Source organism: Cyclobacterium jeungdonense (genome assembly GCF_010994275.1).
In the GTDB taxonomy this organism is placed as follows: Bacteria; Bacteroidota; Bacteroidia; order Cytophagales; family Cyclobacteriaceae; genus Cyclobacterium; species Cyclobacterium jeungdonense.
On record NZ_WMCD01000004.1, the window covers coordinates 442,827 to 462,173 of the forward strand.

General features: G+C 43.7%; 18 protein-coding genes. 14 read left to right on the forward strand and 4 right to left on the reverse strand.

Annotation, left to right across the window (positions count from 1 at the left end):
* Window positions 1-12 precede the first annotated feature (12 nt).
* The 6 genes from GKS34_RS11435 to GKS34_RS11460 all read left to right on the forward strand — a co-directional run bounded on the left by GKS34_RS11435 (window position 13) and on the right by GKS34_RS11460 (window position 3,420).
* Window positions 13-423 (forward strand): 6-pyruvoyl trahydropterin synthase family protein, encoded by a 411-nt coding sequence (locus tag GKS34_RS11435; RefSeq protein WP_163384943.1) that lies wholly within the window; start codon window positions 13-15, stop codon window positions 421-423.
* Entirely contained in the window at window positions 383-1,084 is a 702-nt protein-coding gene (gene folE, locus GKS34_RS11440; RefSeq protein WP_163384944.1) for a GTP cyclohydrolase I FolE, read from the forward strand. Before GKS34_RS11435 ends, folE begins: the two co-directional genes overlap by 41 nt.
* A gap of 171 nt (window positions 1,085-1,255) precedes the next feature.
* Window positions 1,256-1,936 (forward strand): SDR family NAD(P)-dependent oxidoreductase, encoded by a 681-nt coding sequence (locus GKS34_RS11445; protein ID WP_163384945.1) that lies wholly within the window; start codon window positions 1,256-1,258, stop codon window positions 1,934-1,936.
* 80 nt (window positions 1,937-2,016) lie between these two features.
* Window positions 2,017-2,280 carry a hypothetical protein gene (locus GKS34_RS11450; RefSeq protein ID WP_163384946.1) on the forward strand — a complete coding sequence of 88 codons (264 nt, stop codon included), beginning with the start codon at window positions 2,017-2,019 and terminating at the stop codon, window positions 2,278-2,280.
* A 58-nt stretch (window positions 2,281-2,338) separates the two neighbouring features.
* Window positions 2,339-2,782, forward strand: a complete 444-nt coding sequence (locus tag GKS34_RS11455) for a hypothetical protein (RefSeq protein ID WP_240459279.1) — start codon at window positions 2,339-2,341, stop codon at window positions 2,780-2,782.
* Entirely contained in the window at window positions 2,782-3,420 is a 639-nt protein-coding gene (locus tag GKS34_RS11460) for a flavin reductase family protein (RefSeq protein WP_163384947.1), read from the forward strand. Before GKS34_RS11455 ends, GKS34_RS11460 begins: the two co-directional genes overlap by 1 nt.
* A gap of 289 nt (window positions 3,421-3,709) precedes the next feature.
* Here GKS34_RS11460 and GKS34_RS11465 read toward each other — a convergent pair whose 3' ends face one another.
* Together GKS34_RS11465 and GKS34_RS11470 are read right to left on the reverse strand one after the other, a co-directional pair.
* The gene (locus GKS34_RS11465) at window positions 3,710-4,102 is read right to left on the reverse strand and encodes a 3D domain-containing protein (protein ID WP_163384948.1); all 393 of its coding nucleotides are present in this window, start codon (window positions 4,100-4,102) and stop codon (window positions 3,710-3,712) included.
* A gap of 303 nt (window positions 4,103-4,405) precedes the next feature.
* Complete coding sequence (locus GKS34_RS11470) at window positions 4,406-5,869, reverse strand: S1C family serine protease (protein ID WP_163384949.1); 1,464 nt, start codon at window positions 5,867-5,869, stop codon at window positions 4,406-4,408.
* A 252-nt stretch (window positions 5,870-6,121) separates the two neighbouring features.
* Between GKS34_RS11470 and GKS34_RS11475 the strand changes: the two genes are divergently transcribed.
* The 4 genes from GKS34_RS11475 (at window position 6,122) to hslU (ending at window position 12,687) form a co-directional block, all read left to right on the forward strand.
* Window positions 6,122-7,285, forward strand: a complete 1,164-nt coding sequence (locus tag GKS34_RS11475) for a 1-deoxy-D-xylulose-5-phosphate reductoisomerase (RefSeq protein ID WP_163384950.1) — start codon at window positions 6,122-6,124, stop codon at window positions 7,283-7,285.
* A gap of 3 nt (window positions 7,286-7,288) precedes the next feature.
* On the forward strand, window positions 7,289-8,608 hold the full coding sequence (gene rseP, locus GKS34_RS11480) for an RIP metalloprotease RseP (RefSeq protein WP_163384951.1): 1,320 nt from the start codon (window positions 7,289-7,291) through the stop codon (window positions 8,606-8,608).
* 193 nt (window positions 8,609-8,801) lie between these two features.
* Window positions 8,802-11,288 carry an endopeptidase La gene (lon, locus tag GKS34_RS11485; protein ID WP_163384952.1) on the forward strand — a complete coding sequence of 829 codons (2,487 nt, stop codon included), beginning with the start codon at window positions 8,802-8,804 and terminating at the stop codon, window positions 11,286-11,288.
* Window positions 11,275-12,687 carry an ATP-dependent protease ATPase subunit HslU gene (gene hslU / locus GKS34_RS11490; protein WP_290227364.1) on the forward strand — a complete coding sequence of 471 codons (1,413 nt, stop codon included), beginning with the start codon at window positions 11,275-11,277 and terminating at the stop codon, window positions 12,685-12,687. The genes lon and hslU overlap by 14 nt, the downstream gene beginning before the upstream one ends.
* 26 nt (window positions 12,688-12,713) lie before the next feature.
* On the opposite strand, the gene GKS34_RS11495 is transcribed toward hslU, so the two are convergent.
* Entirely contained in the window at window positions 12,714-14,837 is a 2,124-nt protein-coding gene (locus GKS34_RS11495) for a xanthine dehydrogenase family protein molybdopterin-binding subunit (protein ID WP_163384953.1), read from the reverse strand.
* Complete coding sequence (locus GKS34_RS11500; protein WP_163384954.1) at window positions 14,834-15,295, reverse strand: (2Fe-2S)-binding protein; 462 nt, start codon at window positions 15,293-15,295, stop codon at window positions 14,834-14,836. Before GKS34_RS11500 ends, GKS34_RS11495 begins: the two co-directional genes overlap by 4 nt.
* 300 nt (window positions 15,296-15,595) lie before the next feature.
* Between GKS34_RS11500 and GKS34_RS11505 the strand changes: the two genes are divergently transcribed.
* From GKS34_RS11505 to accC, 4 genes are all read left to right on the forward strand, one after another.
* Window positions 15,596-16,594, forward strand: a complete 999-nt coding sequence (locus tag GKS34_RS11505; RefSeq protein ID WP_163384955.1) for a beta-ketoacyl-ACP synthase III — start codon at window positions 15,596-15,598, stop codon at window positions 16,592-16,594.
* A gap of 22 nt (window positions 16,595-16,616) precedes the next feature.
* Window positions 16,617-17,180: an elongation factor P gene (efp, locus tag GKS34_RS11510; RefSeq protein WP_163384956.1), complete on the forward strand. Its 564-nt coding sequence runs from the start codon at window positions 16,617-16,619 to the stop codon at window positions 17,178-17,180.
* 112 nt (window positions 17,181-17,292) lie between these two features.
* Window positions 17,293-17,745 carry an acetyl-CoA carboxylase biotin carboxyl carrier protein gene (accB, locus tag GKS34_RS11515; RefSeq protein ID WP_163384957.1) on the forward strand — a complete coding sequence of 151 codons (453 nt, stop codon included), beginning with the start codon at window positions 17,293-17,295 and terminating at the stop codon, window positions 17,743-17,745.
* A gap of 33 nt (window positions 17,746-17,778) precedes the next feature.
* The gene (gene accC / locus GKS34_RS11520; RefSeq protein ID WP_163384958.1) at window positions 17,779-19,137 is read left to right on the forward strand and encodes an acetyl-CoA carboxylase biotin carboxylase subunit; all 1,359 of its coding nucleotides are present in this window, start codon (window positions 17,779-17,781) and stop codon (window positions 19,135-19,137) included.
* The last annotated feature ends 210 nt before the right edge of the window (window positions 19,138-19,347 follow it).

A 19,347-nucleotide genomic window follows, 5' to 3' on the forward strand; every position in this document is an offset into this window, starting at 1 on the left:
GTTAGTGAATCTATGAAATTAGCCATATACCGAAAAGAACATTTTAATGCTGCCCATCGGCTCCACAATGCAGCCTGGTCGGAGGAAAAAAATCGAGAGATTTTCGGAAAATGCAATAACCCAAACTATCATGGTCACAATTATGACCTGGTTGTGAAACTAGAGGGGCCAATCGACCCGGAGACGGGGTATGTTTATGACATGAAACGGCTGAAGGACGTTATCAGGGAGTATGTTACCGATAAATTTGATCATAAAAACCTAAATTTAGATACAGATGAATTTAAAGAACTTAACCCAACTGCAGAAAACATTGCTGTGGTTATTTGGAATATTTTGAGGGAAAAAATTGAAAAAAAATACGACTTAACAGTTCGATTATATGAAACAGAAAGAAACTTTGTTGAATTCAGCGGGAATTGATCTTAATCAGACCTTTGAAGAATTGGGAGATGAACACCTTTCATCTTCTCACGATACCCCATTAAGAGAGGATGCCTTCGAAATGGACGATGATCTCAAAATGGAATTGATAGAGAAACATTTTAAAGAAATCATGTACGTCCTTGGATTGGATTTATCAGATGACAGTCTGAAAGGTACTCCAAAACGGGTGGCAAAAATGTTTATAAAAGAAGTTTTTAGCGGTCTCGATCCAAAAAACAAGCCAGAAGCGAAGCTTTTTGAAAATAAATTTCGCTACAATGAAATGTTAGTTGAAAAAGACATTACTTTCTACTCTCATTGCGAGCATCATTTTGTTCCGATTTATGGCAAGGCGCATGTGGCATACATTTCGAATGGCAACGTGATTGGTTTATCTAAAATAAATCGAATCGTCCAATATTTTGCCAAAAGACCACAAGTCCAGGAGCGATTAACGGTGCAGATTGGTAATGAGCTGAAAGCTGCCCTGAATACAGATGATGTGGCGGTAATACTGGATGCTGATCATATGTGCGTATCCAGCAGGGGCGTTAGAGATACCAGCAGTAGTACGGTAACTTCCTTTTATAGTGGTCGATTCGAGAATGAGGCCCAGAAAAGAAACGAATTTCTCAAATACCTGAAATTGCCCAGGTAGAATTATCGAAAAATTCGAAGTATTGTAGTTTAAGTCTTGATTCTTAATACTCACTCCCATCGACTAATCCTCGAGGGAGTTTTTTTTGAACTGGAGGTATATTTTTTTCGCTACCCTAAATCAAACAATTTGATGATTTATTCATTATTATCTACGTAGCAACTACATTTTATGAAAAATAACAACATAGTAATAATCGGAGGAAATAGTGGGATTGGAGAAAAAGTGAAGGCTCTTCTTGAAGGCGAGGGTGCCAATGTGTTTACTTATTCCCGATCTCAGGATGGAGAAAATAAGTTGGACGTGACACAAGACTTTGAAGAGATAGCGGGCGTACCTGAAAAAATCCACGGAGTGCTTTATTGTCCGGGAACCATTCAATTGAAACCCTTTCACCGCTTCAATTTGGCTGATTTCAGGAAAGACCTTGAAATAAATTACCTGGGAGCGGTAAAGGTATTACAGGCTCTTCAGCGGCCACTAAAAAAATCGGGCGCCTCATCGGTGGTGCTGGTAAGTACCGTAGCTGTTCAGACAGGGTTGGGATTTCACGCATCCATTGCAGGTGCAAAAGGAGCGTTAGAAGGGCTAGGCCGATCTCTTGCTTCCGAATGGGCTGCGGCAGGAATCCGGGTAAATATCGTGGCCCCTTCACTTACCGATACTCCCCTTGCTGAAGCTTTACTTTCCACCCCTGAAAAAAAAGAAGCTGCCGGAAAAAGACACCCGCTGGGCAGATTTGGCACGGTGAATGATATAGCTGAATCGATTTTATTCTTACTTTCTGAGAAATCCTCCTGGATGACAGGACAGGTAATTAAAGTTGACGGCGGTATGTCGAGCGTAAGATAAATGTTCCATTTCTTACCAAGTTTATGTTGAACAAAGTGTAAAAGAGTAGGGTATTGTCCCTGAAAAAAAATTGCATACTTATGAGGACTCCACCTGAATCATTTTTGATCTTTAAAGCAGAGCTTAAGAAAGCGCAGCTTGAGAAAGAGCGGTTGAGAAAAACATATGAAGAAAAACTAGCCGAAATGAATCGCGAACTATCTCGGTTAAAAGAACAAATTGGAGCACAACAGGAATTGATGAAAACGACTATTAACTACGCTATTAAACTAGAAGAAGACCTGGGCAATTTTAAGGCGGAAGTGGAAAACGAGAAAAAGCATAGAAAAAACTCTTTTCATTAAATCTATTATTCAAAAGTTCCGTAAATTAAGAGGTATTTGATTTAAAAAAGAGGTAAAAATGAATGACACCCTAAATAAATCAGCGATGGAAAACTTTGACCTGTCTTTTGAAGGAAGGTATGCCAAAGTATATGTCGATGAATCCCGTGGAATAATCATTTGCGAGTTGCTAGTGGATTACGTTCCCATTGAAGATTTTAAGGAAACGTTTCACCAGATAACATCAATAATAAAAAAGGGTTCTTATCATAAATTCATTTTTGACAAAACGGCCTTGCGGGCGTTCCATCAGCCCAGTATGGAGTGGTATTTTTTAGATTGGAAAAAGGAAATGTACTATGAAGGAATTACCGTACACCGAAAGATTCTTCCTCCGGAAAAATGGTTTGAGAAAATGGTGATGATTGCCAAAAAGCAAATCCTTGAAAACAATCCGGGAAACATTATCGAAAACCTGGACATCAAATATTGTGACTCTATGGAGGAAGCAATCCTAACTTAATGAAGCACTTTTCCCAGCAAGAAATCCTCCAGGCAGACAAATCATTCCGTAGGGATTTTGTTAATTGCCTGAGTGGCTACAAAAGTCTTAATCTCGTTGGCACGATCAATCTGGAAACCAGCCAAACCAACCTGGCTCCTTTTTCCCAGGTTTTCCATATCGGAGCTGCTCCGCCAACGGTAGGGGTTTTATTCCGGCCCCATACGGTTGAAAGACATACGCTTGAAAACATCATCCAAAATGGCTTTTTCACGCTAAATCACGTTACAGAGGCCATCTATAAACAAGCTCATCACTGCAGTGCACGTTGGCCCATATCAGAGTTTAAAGGCACAGGACTCACAGAGGAGTACAGGGATGAATTCCCAGCTCCTTATGTAATGGAGAGCCCTCTGAAAGTAGGTTGTACCCTCCTGGATCAAATGACCCTTCCTGTTAATGATACCGTGCTGGTTATTGGCAGCATCGACCAGGTGTATGTTCAGGAGGGTGCCTTAGGTAAAGAGGGGTTTATTGACTTGGAAAAACTCGGAACGGTAACGGTATCCGGACTGGATGGCTATCATTTAGGTAAAAAATTAGCCAGATTAGCTTATCCCAAGCCAGACCAGCCGGTCAAAGAAATAGGGGAATCTTAAAAAGAACACGGTTTGGCCAGGGAAAAGTAGAAATACTTCCGGGTTTAACAAGATCCGTCAGTACCGGGTTTTATTTCGATACCACTTCCTGTCCGTCCCCATCCATGTCTTTGTGTTTGACGGTTCTTACGTACTTATAACCGCTACAGAGAGAACAACTACAAGGCTTACCTTGAGCATTAAGGGAATAACTTTTTTTAGGGTCGAATCCCATTTCTTTGCACCTTCTAGGTATTTAAGCTTTGTCAGTTCCTCACGTCTTCCTTTATTCATATAGCAAACTGCCTTTTCAGTCTACTTTCCAGCTGATTTCCACCTTCTGCCGGCCCCATTCTTTTGCTCTCCCAACATTTTCTCCCATATAGATGTCAATCTTTTTTTTCCATCGTTTGTTCATTTTGTCCAACACCTTGTATTTCCCAGGTAGCCCCTTTATCGTAACGTCCGTACCATGTTCAATACCTTCAACTTCCAGGAGGTCTCTGGACACGGCGATTGCTTTCATCCCCGGCCTAAGTTTATCTCCCCAGGCGGCTGTCACAGCGTCACCTTTTTTAGTCTGGCTCTCCACTGAATTATAGGCTGTGGCTGTTACTTCCATGGTTTTGGTTTCTGTACAGGACGCCAGAAACAGGACACACAAAATAAATATGATATGGTAATTTTTGGTTTTGTATTTCATGATTTGGTGTAGTTATAGGGTAGAATTCTGGTAATTTCCCTTTCTTCTTCACTAAATCCAAAGTGGACCCTTCGACATGCTGTAGTTAACACGGTACGAAGGAAAAGAACTAAAAGTGCTACTTCTATTCGCGCAATTGGCAGATTACCAGATTAATACACGTCTTTTAGAATCACTAATATACGAAAAAATAAATCAAAAGTCAGGGAGGGAGATGGTCCAGCCAACAGAAGACCATCTCGAAACCCTAATCGGACAACATAAACCGTTCGTGAATTAGTAATAAAATTTCAAGGCATATGACTACTGTATCGTGTACTCTTGCACAAACGGTCTTCCTCCAGCAGTCATTCCTTCAATTTTCAATCGCCCACTGAACGCTTCCAGATACTGGCCTACTTCCTCCGGATCTTCTGCTGCCCTATTGTTAATCTGGGTTAAGATGAATCCTTCACCCATTCCCAAATCCCTGAGGTAGCCTCGGGTTAATCCGGTTATTTTCACTCCATATTCCAAACCAAAACGGTCCATTTCAATAGTATTGATGGATTCAAGTTTTGCCCCAAGCAAAGGAGAGGAATAAAAAGATTTTTTAATAACTCCGGTTCCTCCTAATAGATTTTGGAGCGTTAATTCTGATTCTTGACGAACGTTATCCCTCAGGTAGGCCACTTTTACCCTATCCCCCGGATAATAATAAGACAATGCTTCTTCAAAGCTTCCTTTTCCTGAAATGGGGTTTCCATCTATGCCCACGATTACGTCATTTAGCCGGATACCAGATCTATCTGCTGCACCATTTCGAATGATGTGAGAAACCACCACTCCATCCAGGGATTTCAAATTCATTTCTTCGGCCAACTCCGGGGTAATTTCCTGGACTTCCAGCCCAGGAATGGCCTTTTGAACCTCGCCAAACCGAATCAGATCGTTTGCAATTTTGGTCGCAATATCCACCGGTACAGCAAAGCCATAACCTGTATACGAGCCGGTTCGACTCAAAATAGCGGTATTGATTCCTACCAGTTCTCCGTTGACGTTTACCAGGGCGCCTCCCGAATTTCCGGGATTGATGGGGGCATCTGTTTGAATAAATGACTCCAGCGGAAACTCCCCTCCCATAATATTGATTTGCCTTTCCTTAGCTGAAACAATCCCTGCAGTCACTGTGGAAGTAAGGTTAAAGGGGTTGCCTACAGCCAATACCCACTCTCCGATCTGCAGGGATCGGCTGCTGCCTATTTTTATGGCTGGAAGGCCTTTAGCCTCAATTTTTAAAACCGCAATATCCGTATTCGCATCTGCTCCCACCATGCTGGCTTTATAGGTTCGTTTTTTATGGACAACCTCGATGGTTTCTGCTCTTGCTACCACATGATTATTGGTGATGATGTATCCGTCCTCAGAAAAAATAACCCCGGATCCGGTACTAACCGTCTGCTGAGGAACTCCCTGGCCAAAGAAATAATCAAAAATACTGTATCTCCGGGAGTCTGTTCCGGAAAAATTTTTTATAAACACGACCGATCCGGTGCTTTTTTCAGACGCATCTACAAACGAATCTGGAACTTTATCCAATCGTTTATCAGTGGTTTTCACTCTTTCGTCCGGCCTTTCCTCTACGCTGGATGTCCGGAAGCCCAGGTTTTCCTGCCATTCTTGATTCGGAAGGTTTTTCTCAGGAACATCCAGCTGGGTAGCAAAAAACCAGGCTCCTAGAATTCCCCCTAAAAATGAAATAATAACAACAACGAAAATTTTTTGCATAACTTTGTAATTAGTTTTTTCTGATTTACGAAAACCATCTAAATCCCATCGGTTAATTTAACAAAAATTAGTAAAGAAACCGGAGGCACGTTACTGGCTGGAATAATTCCTAATTCTGTGCCAAAAAAAGAGAATGTGTAAAAAGGTCAAAAAAATCAGGGAAAACTGTTTTTACCTTGTAAATTTGTCAGTAGTTTTAATTAGAGCTGTCGGATTAAGCAGTGTACTTTTTGAAGAAAGTAAAGCGACCCCATGTCAACAATCAAACGAGTGGCTATCCTGGGTTCTACGGGAAGCATCGGCACCCAGACCCTGGAAGTCATCCAAAAACATCCGGAAAAATTTCAAGCAGAAATCCTTACTGCCCAAAACAATAAGGATTTACTTATAGAGCAAGCTATAAGCTTTCAGCCCAACGCGGTAGTGATAGGAAATGAAGCCTGGTACCCAGAAGTGAAACAGCGACTATCGAAATACCCCATAAAAGTATACACGGGTCAAAATGCGATTGCCTCGGTGGTGGAAATGGAAACGGTAGACATCGTGCTGACTGCTCTGGTAGGTTATGCGGGACTTATCCCCACTTTAAAAGCGATAGAGGCAGGAAAACCCATTGCCCTTGCAAACAAGGAAACCATGGTAGTAGCCGGAGACCTTGTCACCCGACGAGCCCGGGAAAAAGCGGTTAACATCTATCCGGTAGACTCCGAGCACTCTGCCATATTCCAGTGTCTGGTGGGTGAATTCCACAATCCCATTGAAAAGATAATTCTGACTGCTTCCGGTGGACCTTTCCGCGGAAAAGATAAAAAATTCCTGGCGGGAGTCACCAAGGAACAGGCCTTAAAGCATCCCAATTGGGACATGGGAGCCAAAATCACCATTGATTCGGCTTCGCTGATGAACAAAGGACTGGAAGTAATCGAAGCAAAATGGCTTTTCGATTTGAAAACAGAGCAAATCGACGTAGTAGTACACCCTCAATCCATCATTCATTCGATGGTTCAGTTTGAAGATGGTTCAATAAAAGCGCAACTTGGTTTACCTGATATGCGTATCCCCATACAATTTGCATTATCCTACCCGGATCGGATTAAATCCGCTTTCCCCAGGTTTGATTTCAAAAATTACCCCAACCTGGAATTTGAACAACCAGATGAAAAGACGTTCAGGAATTTAGGCTTGGCATTCCAAGCGCTGAAAAAGGGGGGGAATGCAGCGTGTTCTCTGAATGCCGCCAACGAAATGGCCGTGGCAGCATTTTTGCGGGACAGGATTGGATTCCTGGAAATGTCCGACTTGATTGAACAGAGTATGGAAAAAATTGGTTTTATTGAAACGCCAAGTTTGGATGACCTCATTCAAACCGATAAGGAAACTAGAAAATTATCAGAAGAAATCATTAGTAGAATATAAAGAATGGATACATTAATAATGGTAGCGCAATTGCTACTAGGCTTGTCAATATTGGTAGGTCTGCACGAAATGGGACATTTGCTGGCAGCAAAAATATTTGGCATGCGGGTGGAAAAATTTTCCATAGGATTTCCTCCCAAAATTGCCGGGTTTCAATGGAAAGGCACTGAATACTCTATAGGAGCCATTCCTTTAGGAGGATTCGTCAAAATCTCCGGAATGGTCGATGAATCCCTGGATTCCGAACAAATGTCCGCCGAGCCACAGCCCTGGGAATTTCGATCCAAGCCTGCCTGGCAGCGATTAATCGTAATGCTGGGAGGGATCTTCGTTAATGTAGTCACCGGTGTTATCATCTTTGTTTTCTTAGTTTACGACAGAGGAGAAACCTTTTATTCCAGAGACCAGGTGATGGAGCATGGAATCGTGGCATACGACATTGGAAAGCAAATCGGATTGCAGGATGGCGATAAAATTCTGGATATAAACGGTATCCCCTATGAATCCGTGAATGATCTCAGCAGTGGTGATGCCTTGTTGAGTTCAGACGGTTTCTACACAGTGGAAAGAGATGGTGAGCGCTTGCGTGTGGAAATTCCAAGAGGATTTATAAATTCCTTTTCAAATGAAGAAAGCATGTCAAATTTCGTCCAGATACGGTTTCCCTTTGCCGTTTTGGACGTAAGTCCTGATGGCAATGCAGAGAAAGCTGGACTTCAGCCCGGAGATAAAATCCTTTCCGTCAATGAGACCGAAGTTTATTATTTTAACGAGTTACAAGCAGCCTTAGAAGAACAAAAAGGCAAGGAAGTAGCGCTCACAATAGAAAGGGATAAGCAGGAACTAATAACGCAAGTGGAAGTCAGCGAAGAAGGCACCATCGGAATTGCAGTAGAAAACCTGTTGGAGCCGGTCAAAAAGACCTACTCTTTTATGCAGTCAATCCCCATAGGAACTGAAAGGGCCTTCAGCATCGTAATTATCAACGCCCGGGCCATGGGTAAAATGTTTACCGGAGAGGTTTCCGCAAAAAATGTCAGTGGTCCCATCGGCATGGCGAAAATATACGGATCTACCTGGGATTGGACCAAATTTTGGTCGATTACCGGTCTGATTTCCATGATCCTGGCGTTTATGAACTTGCTGCCCATACCCGCCCTGGATGGCGGACATGTCATGTTTTTATTGTATGAAATGATTTCAGGTCGAAGTCCATCCGATCGCTTTCTGGAAAATGCGCAGAAAGTAGGAATGGTATTGCTTCTGGCAATTATGGTATTTGCCATAGGCAATGATATACTTAAATTATTCACAGGAGCCTGAGCCTGCTTTTCTGGAAAAGGATCGCTTTTCTAGCAAACAGACCTAGGTTAGTGGCATTAGTTACTTCCTGACAATTTGTTCGTAGTACCAACTTGGCACAAGCCTTGGATACTTTTACCGTAATCTCTGGTTTAGTAGAGGTTTTTTCAACATTATAAATTTAACATGGCATTATACCTGTCATTCTGTCTATATGAACAATAACGACAATCAACTATACCATTCATTAATGTTAGGCGATTATTCGGGAGAAGGAGATCTGATACACCTGATTACTGATGACGAGGATGAGAACGCATTGCAAGAGGAGAATCTGTCCAAGGAAATCCCCATTCTTTCGGTTAGAAATACGGTCTTGTTTCCCGGTGTGGTGATTCCCATAACTGTAGGGAGGCAAAGATCCATTAAATTGGTAAAAAAAGCCCAAAAAGGGGATAAACTAATTGGGGTATGTGCCCAGAAAAATCCCAACATGGAAGATCCCTCCTGGGAGGATATTTACCATGTGGGAACACTGGCCAAAATCATCAAGATGATCGTTTTGCCAGATGGTAACACTACCATTATCATACAGGGGAAAAAACGTTTTGAGATCGATACGGAACTTACAGAAGACCCCTATTTTTTGGCAAATGTTCGTTATCTGGAGGAAACTTTTCCAAACAACAGTGAGGAGATCGAGGCCCTTGAGCAGTCTTTGAAAGAAGCGGCATTTAAAATCCTGCAGTTAAATCCGGAAATCCCACGAGAGGCTCAGGTAGCCTTGGATAACATTGACAGTACGCCCTTTCTAACGCATTTCCTTTCATCCAATATCAACGCCCCGGTGGAATCCAAGCAAAAACTGCTGGAGATAAACGATGGCGTCGAGCGGGCAACGCTTTTGCTCGAATTCATGATGAAGGACATTCAGATGCTGGAACTCAAAAGTGAAATCCAGAAAAAAGTCCATACAGATATTGACCAGCAACAAAGGGACTATTTCCTTCGGCAACAGATGAAGGTATTGCAAACCGAACTGGGCGAAGAGGGACCGGAAAAAGAAGTGGAAGAACTTCGGGCCAAAGGAAAGCGGAAGAAATGGCCTAAGGAAGTCGCCATACAGTTTAACAAAGAACTGGACAAAATCCTACGAATGAATCCCGCAGCGGCGGAGTACCCTATCTCCCTAAATTACGCTGAGGTGTTGGTAGAACTTCCATGGAATGAATATACTACAGATAATTTTGACCTCAATCGGGCCAAAAAAATCCTGGACAGGGACCATTCCGGCCTGGATAAGGTAAAAGATCGGATTATTGAGTACCTGGCAGTTTTGAAGTTAAAACAGGATTTGAAAGGACCCATCCTTTGTCTTTATGGACCTCCGGGGGTTGGAAAAACCTCCCTTGGCAAATCCATCGCCAAAGCCCTGGGAAGAAAGTACATCCGTATGTCTCTTGGAGGACTACATGATGAGGCTGAGATCAGGGGTCACAGAAAAACCTATGTGGGTGCTATGCCTGGAAAAATTATCCAAAATATGAAAAAGGGGAAATCCTCAAACCCTGTATTCGTACTGGATGAAATTGACAAGTTAAGCTCCGATTTTAGAGGGGATCCTTCCTCGGCATTCCTGGAAGTTTTAGATCCTGAGCAAAATAGCGCTTTTGTAGACAATTACCTGGAGGTAGATTACGATTTATCCAAGGTCTTATTTATAGCTACTGCCAATACCCTGGAAACACTTCAACCTGCCCTTCGGGACCGAATGGAGATCATTGAGGTGACAGGGTATACGATGGAAGAAAAAGTAGAAATCGCTAAACGACACCTCGTGCCCAAACAACGTAAAGAGCATGGCCTAAAAGCCAAAGACGTTACGTTTGCCAATGAGGCCCTGGTCAAAATCATCGAAGACTACACCAAGGAATCCGGCGTCCGTAGTCTGGAGCGGCAAATCGGGAAGATGATTCGGAATATCGCCAAGTCAATCGCTTTGGAAGAAACCTACCAGAAGAAAATTACTCCAGCAATGGTGCGTAAAGTTTTGGGAGGAGAAATTTTTGATAAAGAGATTTATCAGGATAATTCGCTGGCAGGGGTGGTCACCGGACTTGCTTGGACCTCTGTGGGCGGTGAAATCCTTTTTATAGAGGCAAGTATCAGCCGTGGAAAAGGAAAGCTGACCCTCTCCGGGCAGTTGGGAGACATCATGAAAGAATCAGCGATGACTGCCATTTCCTACCTGAAATCACAGGCTGACACCCTTAATATTGATCACAGGGTATTTGACCAATACGACCTGCACATACACGTTCCTGCCGGTGCGGTGCCAAAAGACGGGCCTTCCGCCGGGATTACCATGCTCACGGCCATTGCCTCGGTCTACACCCAGCGAAAAGTAAAATCCAAGTTGGCTATGACTGGAGAGATCACCCTTCGGGGAAAAGTAATGCCGGTAGGGGGAATAAAGGAAAAAATCCTGGCTGCCAAGCGGGCAGGAATCCAGGATATCCTGCTTTGTAAAAGAAATCAGCGGGATATTGAAGAAATAGATGAAAGCTATCTTAAAGGGGTTACCTTCCATTTTGTGGACCATGTAAGTGAGGTATTGCAGATCGCGCTGCTTCCCGAAACAGTTGACCATCCGGTAACGTTTACTTTTGAGACAAAATCCCGGAAAAATGAGGGAAACTAAAGACAGGAACACCATGAATCAATTGACACCAAAGCAGATTGTTGCTGAGTTGGATAAATACATCATTGGGCAAAATGATGCCAAAAGAAACGTAGCCATCGCGCTTAGAAACCGGATCAGGAGGCTGATGGTCAAGTCTGAACTTCAGAAAGACATCGTCCCCAATAACATTTTGATGATTGGGTCCACCGGAGTAGGAAAAACAGAGATCGCCCGAAGATTGGCCAAAATCGCCAATGCTCCTTTCACAAAGGTGGAGGCTTCTAAATTCACTGAAGTAGGTTATGTGGGAAGGGACGTAGAATCCATGGTCCGAGACCTGGTAGAACAAGCCGTCAATCTGGTCAAGGAAACCAAAAATGAAGAAGTTAAAGAAAAGGCAGCACTAATTGTTGAGGACATGCTGCTGGATATACTCATTCCTCCCGTGAAGGGAAGTGGATTTACTCCCAGCACATCTCGGGAAAATTTCAATCCGGATCAGGCTTCTGAGCAGGAATTAAATGAAAAAACCCGCGAAAGGTTTCGGGAAAAATTAAAAGACGGGGAACTGGAATCGCGGAAGATCGAAATCAACGTCAAACAATCTACTTCTTCAGGTATAGGCATGATAGGCAATGGCATGATGGATGAGGCCAGTATGGCAGGTATTCAGGACATGCTTAGCAATATGATGCCAAAGAAGACCAAAAAAAGGAAAGTCACCATCTCCGAAGCGAGGAAAATTTTAATGGAGGAAGAAGCCTCCAAATTAATTGATTTCGATGAAGTGAAGGAACAGGCAATTCACCTCGCTGAAAATAATGGTATTATTTTTATTGATGAGATTGATAAAATTGCCTCGGGGTCCGGAAAATCCGGAGGAGGTCCAGATGTGAGCCGGGAAGGCGTTCAAAGGGATTTACTCCCCATTGTAGAAGGTAGTGCCGTGAATACAAAGTATGGCCTTGTTCACACCGATCACGTGCTGTTCATAGCCGCAGGAGCCTTTCACGTGAGCAAACCTTCAGACCTTATTCCCGAATTGCAGGGCCGATTCCCTATTCGAGTAGAATTATCCAGTCTGACCAGGGACGATTTCTATAAAATCCTGAAAGATCCCAAAAATGCCCTGACCAAACAATACCAGGCTTTATTCGAAGCAGAGCAGGTATATCTGGAATACACCGATGATGCCATACAGGAGATTGCTGCTTTGGCCTTCAGCATCAACGAAGAGGTGGAAAACATTGGCGCCAGAAGACTCCATACCGTTATGAGCCACTTGCTAAACGATTTCCTTTTTGAGGTTCCCGATACCATCGGACCCAATAGTAAAATCATGATTACCAAAGAAATGGTTCAGGAAAGGTTAAGCAGTCTGGTTAAGAACCGGGACCTTTCTCAGTATATCCTGTAATGTGGAAAGGGGTTTTGGCCCCTTCCTTAAGACCGGGGGACAACGCCTGATGGTAGCATGGGCAAGTCATAAAGTTTGACCCCAACCGCATCGTCAATAGCATTTCGGATAGCCGGAGCGATGCACACAATAGGTGCTTCCCCTGCTCCCGAAGAAGGCAGATCCTTTCTGTTGACCAGAATTACCTTCATTTCAGGGACGTCCTTAAATCGGGGAACCCTGTAGGAAGATAGAAAGGCATTGGATACATTTCCTTCATTAAACTCAACGGATTCAAATAGGGCCCCACCCAAGCCCTGAAGGACACAACCGGTAATCTGACTTTCCAAATGACGTGGATTTAAAACAGCTCCGCATTCAAAGGCAGTAACAGCAGACAAAATCTTCAATTCCCTGCTGTCGGGATCCACCGCCACTTCGGCAAATGTAGCCACAAAACCTCCCTTTACCGCCGCACAAGCCATTCCAAATCCATGGCTTGATTTGGACTTGTCTCTGTTCCAATTAAAGGATTGTCCGGCAGCCTTGATGACGGATTTTAAGCGATCGTCTTCCAGATTATTCAAGCGGAATTGCATTGGGTCCGTACCCGCCATCTTGGCCAGGTCATTGATGATGGATTCCATGGCAAAAATATTGGCGGTGGATGCCAAAGCACGATAAGACCCCTGCCTTAGGGGAGAATCAGAGCGATGGTATTCCTGGTATTTGTTTTGTCCGGAATAAGGGGATGAGATTCCGGCTCCCCCTGAATTGTAATTATGAAATTCCCAGGAGGAAATGCGGTTACCATGTACCGCTGCCTTTACCCGAATCAAACCTGCCGGTCTGAAATAGGCCCATTTAAATTCTTCTTCCCTGGTCCAATTGACCTTAACGGGCAGACCTGTTGCCTTGGCCAGTTTGGCAGCTTCAATTCCGGCCTCTCCCGTATGCTTTCCTCCATATCCGGAGCCGGTATCGGGCATGTATACCCGGATTTTCTCTTTTGGAATAGAAAACGTATTCTCCAGTTCTTCCTGTACTCCGAAGGGTCTTTGCGTGCCGGTCCAGACTTCCAGTTGGTCACCGGTCCACCGGGCCAAACCGGCTCTGGGTTCCAGGGGCACATGAGCGATATAGCTAACCTTAAAATCATGCGCCACTTTTATTGAACCATTATCAAAAGCATCCGAAACTGCCGCTGGAACCGGATCGGTATTCCCGGCACTTTTTTCCAAGTGCTCAAACAACTGATTGCCGGGGACCTGTGGGGATTTTTCCCATTCTGCTTCGATCATGGCAAGGGCCATCGCTGCCGTTCTGGAATTTTTTGCCGTAACGCCGATAAAGTCCCCCTCTTTCACCACCTGAACACCTGGTAATTCAGCGGCACTGCTGGTATCTACCCGAAGCAGTTTAGCCCCATAAACCGGGGGCCGGAGCACTTTCCCATACACCATATTAGGAAGTACCCTATCGGAGACATAACGATGCCTGCCGGTAATAAAATCTTCTCCATTAATTTTCCTCACAGAAGTTCCTGAAACCTTCCAATTATCCGGATGAATGGTCTGTACGTTTTCATCGATGGGTTGAAGCAAATGCTTGGCTTTGGCGAGACTTCCATAGCCCAGTTTCTTCCCGTTTCCAGGATGCTGTACGGTGCCTTTTTCTAACGTTAGCTCCACTTCACCGAGTTTCCATTCCTTTCTTGCCTCCTGCAGCAATATTTCTCGCAGGCTGGCCGCTGCTTTTCGCAAAACGGGTGCCATCTGTGGCGTAGTGAGACTTCCATAGGTACCCCTGTCGTAGGGAGTAAGCTGCGTATCCCCCATGACCAGATTGATTGCTGAAATCGGTACAAAGAGCTCCTCTGCTACTACCTGGGTCAGAGAGGTCCGGATATTTTGCCCCACTTCCACTTTCCCTGTATAAACCGTGATGGCTCCGGTTTCGGAAACATGAATCCAGGAAGACAGTTGGTCGGGGTCAGGGTATGCTAGGGATTTTTGGTCACGGAACAGTGATTCGGAAGCCAGGTAATCCGTCCAAACGAAATAGGTGGCGATTCCTGTTCCCATGTATTTGAAGAACCTTCTGCGGCTGATCCCCTTTTTCGGAGCCGATTTTTCCATTGTCTTGGGTTGTCTATTCGTGGTGTCTTTCATCCTTTGGTTTCCTTTTGGGTTAACTTATGAAGGGCTTTTACAATGGCGGGGTAGGTGCAACACCTGCATATATTTCCATTCATCCCATCGATGATTTCCTGTTCCCCCATTCCCTTATTGTTTTCCACCAGTGCTACTGCGGTCATGACCATTCCGGGAGCACAATAACTGCACTGGAACACGTCCTCTTCCAGAAAAACCTGTTGAACCGGATGCAGTTTACCATCTGTTTCCAGCCCTTCTATGGTTAAGACCTGTTTTCCCTGTATACTGGTTACAGGTGTAATACAGGAGGGGGTGGGTGTGCCATTTACCAGCACCCTGCAGGCACCGCAAGCAGCTTCTCCACAACCATATTTCGTACCTGTGAGGTCCAGTTGCTCCCGGAGAACCTCCAATAGGCTGGGGTTCCCGTCCACTTCCACAGTATATTCTTTATTATTTACACTAACTTTCATGATATTCTTTGGGTTTCCATGTATATCGATTAATTTAAATAATTCAATGGAGAAATACAATGAACCCTTCCAGGAAAGTGATGCCAGCGGCACATTCCCCATTTATTTTCCATATATCCATAAAATCTTTGGTGGGCAAGGACATTTTAAATAATTTTGGGATTCTTAATTTAATACTGTCAGGATCAAACCTTAAAATAAACAGTAAAAAAAAACTGGGATTTGCCAAAATTCGCTGTCTGAACATTGTAGACAAATGACAGTCCTGCCCAATTCCTTTTTGAGACGAGAATACATCAAATGAAAAAAAGAGCTGTAATTACAGGCGTTCATGCCTGGGTACCGGAGTATGTTTTAGACAACAAAGAATTGGAAACCATGGTGGATACCAATGACGAGTGGATCACCAGCAGGACCGGAATCAAAGAAAGAAGAATATTAAAAGGAGAGAATCAGGGGACATCCGTAATCGGCACCGAAGCAGTAAAAGGGTTGCTTGAAAAAACCAATACCAACCCGGAAGATATCGATTTAATTATTTGCGCAACGGTAACGCCGGACATGCTTTTTCCTGCCACTGCCAATATTGTAGCAGACAATGTGGGAGCAAAGAATAGCTATAGTTTTGACATTTCTGCTGCATGTTCAGGATTTTTATATGCCCTGACCATCGCCAGTAAGTTTATTGAAACCGGTGCTCATAAGAAGGTGATCGTGATCGGTGCGGATAAAATGTCTTCCATCGTCAATTACCAGGACCGGACTACCTGTATTATCTTTGGGGATGGAGGAGGAGCCGTCTTACTGGAACCCACCGAAGAGTCATTGGGAATTATGGATTCATTACTCCATACCGATGGTTCCGGCGCTGATTTCTTACACATGCGTGCAGGGGGCAGTCGAAAGCCAGCAACACTGGAAACCGTAAAGAACAGGGAACATTATGTATTTCAGGAAGGCTCTATGGTTTTTAAATTTGCTGTTACCAAAATGGCTGAAGTAAGTGCCCAAATCATGAAAAAAAATCATCTTGAAGCGAAGGATGTGGCCTGGCTGGTTCCTCACCAGGCAAATAAACGGATCATCGATGCCACGGCAAACCGAATGGGCATCGGCCCGGAGAAAGTAATGTTGAACATCGAGAAATACGGGAATACCACCGCCGGAACCTTACCCTTATGCCTTTGGGATTACGAATCCCGTCTTAAAAAAGGTGACAATCTGATCCTGGCCGCCTTTGGAGGGGGATTTACCTGGGGGGCAGTGTATTTAAAATGGGGATACGATCCCAAACCTTAGGAAATTAAAACAACCGTAATATATGGCGAGTACTGCTGATTTTAAGAATGGACTTTGTTTGGAATTTAACCACGACATCATGTCGATAGTTGATTTTCAACATGTCAAACCTGGCAAAGGCCCTGCCTTTGTAAGAACCAAGCTAAAAAGCCTCACCACAGGCAAAGTGCTGGACAAAACCTTCAACGCAGGAGAAAAGGTAATCACTGCAAGGGTGGAGAAAAGACCTCATCAATACATTTACAACGATGATTTTGGTTTTCATTTTATGGATACCGAAACGTTTGAGCAAATTCCGATTGAAAAAAAACTGATTGAAAGATCCGAATTGCTGAAAGAAGGTCAGGTGGTGGATATTTTGATTCATGCCGAAACTGATAAGCCCCTGGGTGTGGAACTACCTCCTTTTGTAGAACTGATGGTGACCTATACAGAGCCGGGGATCAAGGGAGATACCGCTACCAATACCCTAAAACCTGCCACACTGGAAACAGGAGCTGTGGTCATGGTACCGCTTTTTGTGGATCAGGATATACTAATCAAAGTAGATACACGGGACGGTTCCTACTCGGAAAGGGTGAAATAAAGCTGATATTTCAGCAGAAATTGAATATTTTACGTAGTTTTATTAAATAAAAAAACAGAACCTCATCGTAAGGGAAATTCGTTTCCCTTACGATAACCAAATAAACTGATTTATGAAGGCAAAAGAAATACAAGAATTAATTGACTTTATTTCAAATTCCGGGCTGGCCGAAGTCAAAATTGAAACGGATGAATTCAAGCTTTCTATCAAGAAAAATTCACAAGACCCTGTGGCGAAAAGTGCCGATAATGCTCCTGCGGTCCGGCAAGAAGCACGACCGGCAGAAGATTCGCATGATAACGTCAATCCAGGTGTTTCTCATTTTCTCGAAGTAAAATCCCCCATGATTGGTACTTTTTACCGATCTCCTAACCCAGATTCTGATTTTTTTATAAATGTGGGAGATACCATTCAAAAAGGACAAACAGTCTGCATTATAGAGGCCATGAAGTTGTTTAATGAGGTAGAATCCGAAGTGTCCGGCAAAATAGTGAAGGTATTAGTAGAGGATGCTTCTCCCGTTGAGTACGATCAACCGCTTTTTCTGGTCGAACCTCAGAATTGATCGTTTTTTCAAACCAAATTGACTCAAAACAACGTGTTTAATAAAATATTGATAGCCAATAGAGGGGAAATTGCATTAAGGATCATCCGAACCTGTAAGGAAATGGGAGTGAAGACTGTAGCCGTTTATTCCACAGCGGATAAAGACAGTTTGCATGTACGTTTCGCAGATGAAGCCGTATGTATCGGTTCTCCTCCCAGCAAAGATTCTTACCTTAACATTCCCAGGATAATCGCGGCAGCGGAAATCACCAATGCAGATGCCATTCATCCCGGGTACGGATTCCTTTCAGAAAATGCGGAATTTTCCCGAATCTGTGAAGAATATAATATCAAATTTATAGGTGCGAGCCCGGAAATGATTAACCAAATGGGAGATAAAGCCACAGCCAAAGCCACCATGGCAGCGGCAGGAGTGCCCATCATTCCCGGATCCGAAGGCCTGCTAACGTCCGTAGAAGAGGGTTTGAGTTTGGCTGAGGAAATTGGGTACCCCGTCATCCTTAAAGCTACCGCCGGTGGCGGAGGGCGGGGGATGCGCATAGTAAAAGAGCCTGCTGGTTTTAAAAAGGCCTGGGATGATGCCCGGCAGGAATCTTCTGCTGCTTTTGGAAATTCCGGGTTGTATCTTGAAAAATTCGTAGAAGAGCCCCGCCACATTGAGATCCAGATTATTGGCGATTCCACCGGAAAAGCCTGTCATTTGTCAGAAAGGGATTGCTCCATTCAAAGGAGGCACCAGAAATTGGTGGAAGAAACCCCTTCCCCCTTTATTACAGATGAACTTCGGGATCAAATGGGCAAAGCAGCCATAAAAGGAGCAGAGGCCATTTCCTATGAAGGAGCCGGTACCATCGAATTTCTGGTGGATAAAAACCGTAATTTCTATTTTATGGAGATGAATACCCGAATACAGGTAGAACATCCCATTACTGAGGAAGTGACGGATTTTGATCTTATCAAAGAACAAATCAAGGTAGCGGCAGGCGAACCCATCAGCGGGAAAAATTATTTCCCAAAACTGTATGCCATGGAATGCCGGATAAACGCAGAAGACCCTTCCAATGGATTCAGACCTAGTCCCGGTAAAATTGTAAATCTGCATTTACCCGGGGGGAAAGGGGTCCGAATAGACAGCCATGTCTATGCCGGATACGTCATTCCTCCCAATTACGATTCCATGATCGCCAAGTTGATCGTAAGTGCGCAATCCAGACAAGAAGTGATCGTGCGTATGAAACGAGCTCTGGCAGAGTTTGTAATCGATGGTATCAAAACTACCATACCTTTTCATCTGGCCTTGCTGGATGATCCTCAATTTGTCGCCGGAAATTTTACCACTAAATTTCTGGATACCTTTGATTTTTCCAGTATTCAACAAGAAAAAAACTAATTCGGAAATTCACCTTTTAAATTCTGATTTTTAGGTATTTTAGGGAAGGCCATGGTCTTCCCTTTTTTAATTCTTGCCGCCTAAAGGAGCACTGTTTCCGCCTACCCTTCATTTTTCCTGACTTCGACAGTCGTCAGTCCCATTTAATTGTAAAAAACTGAAATACATTACTTTATGATTTTTTAGTTTTGGATTTGGGTGTCCCAGATG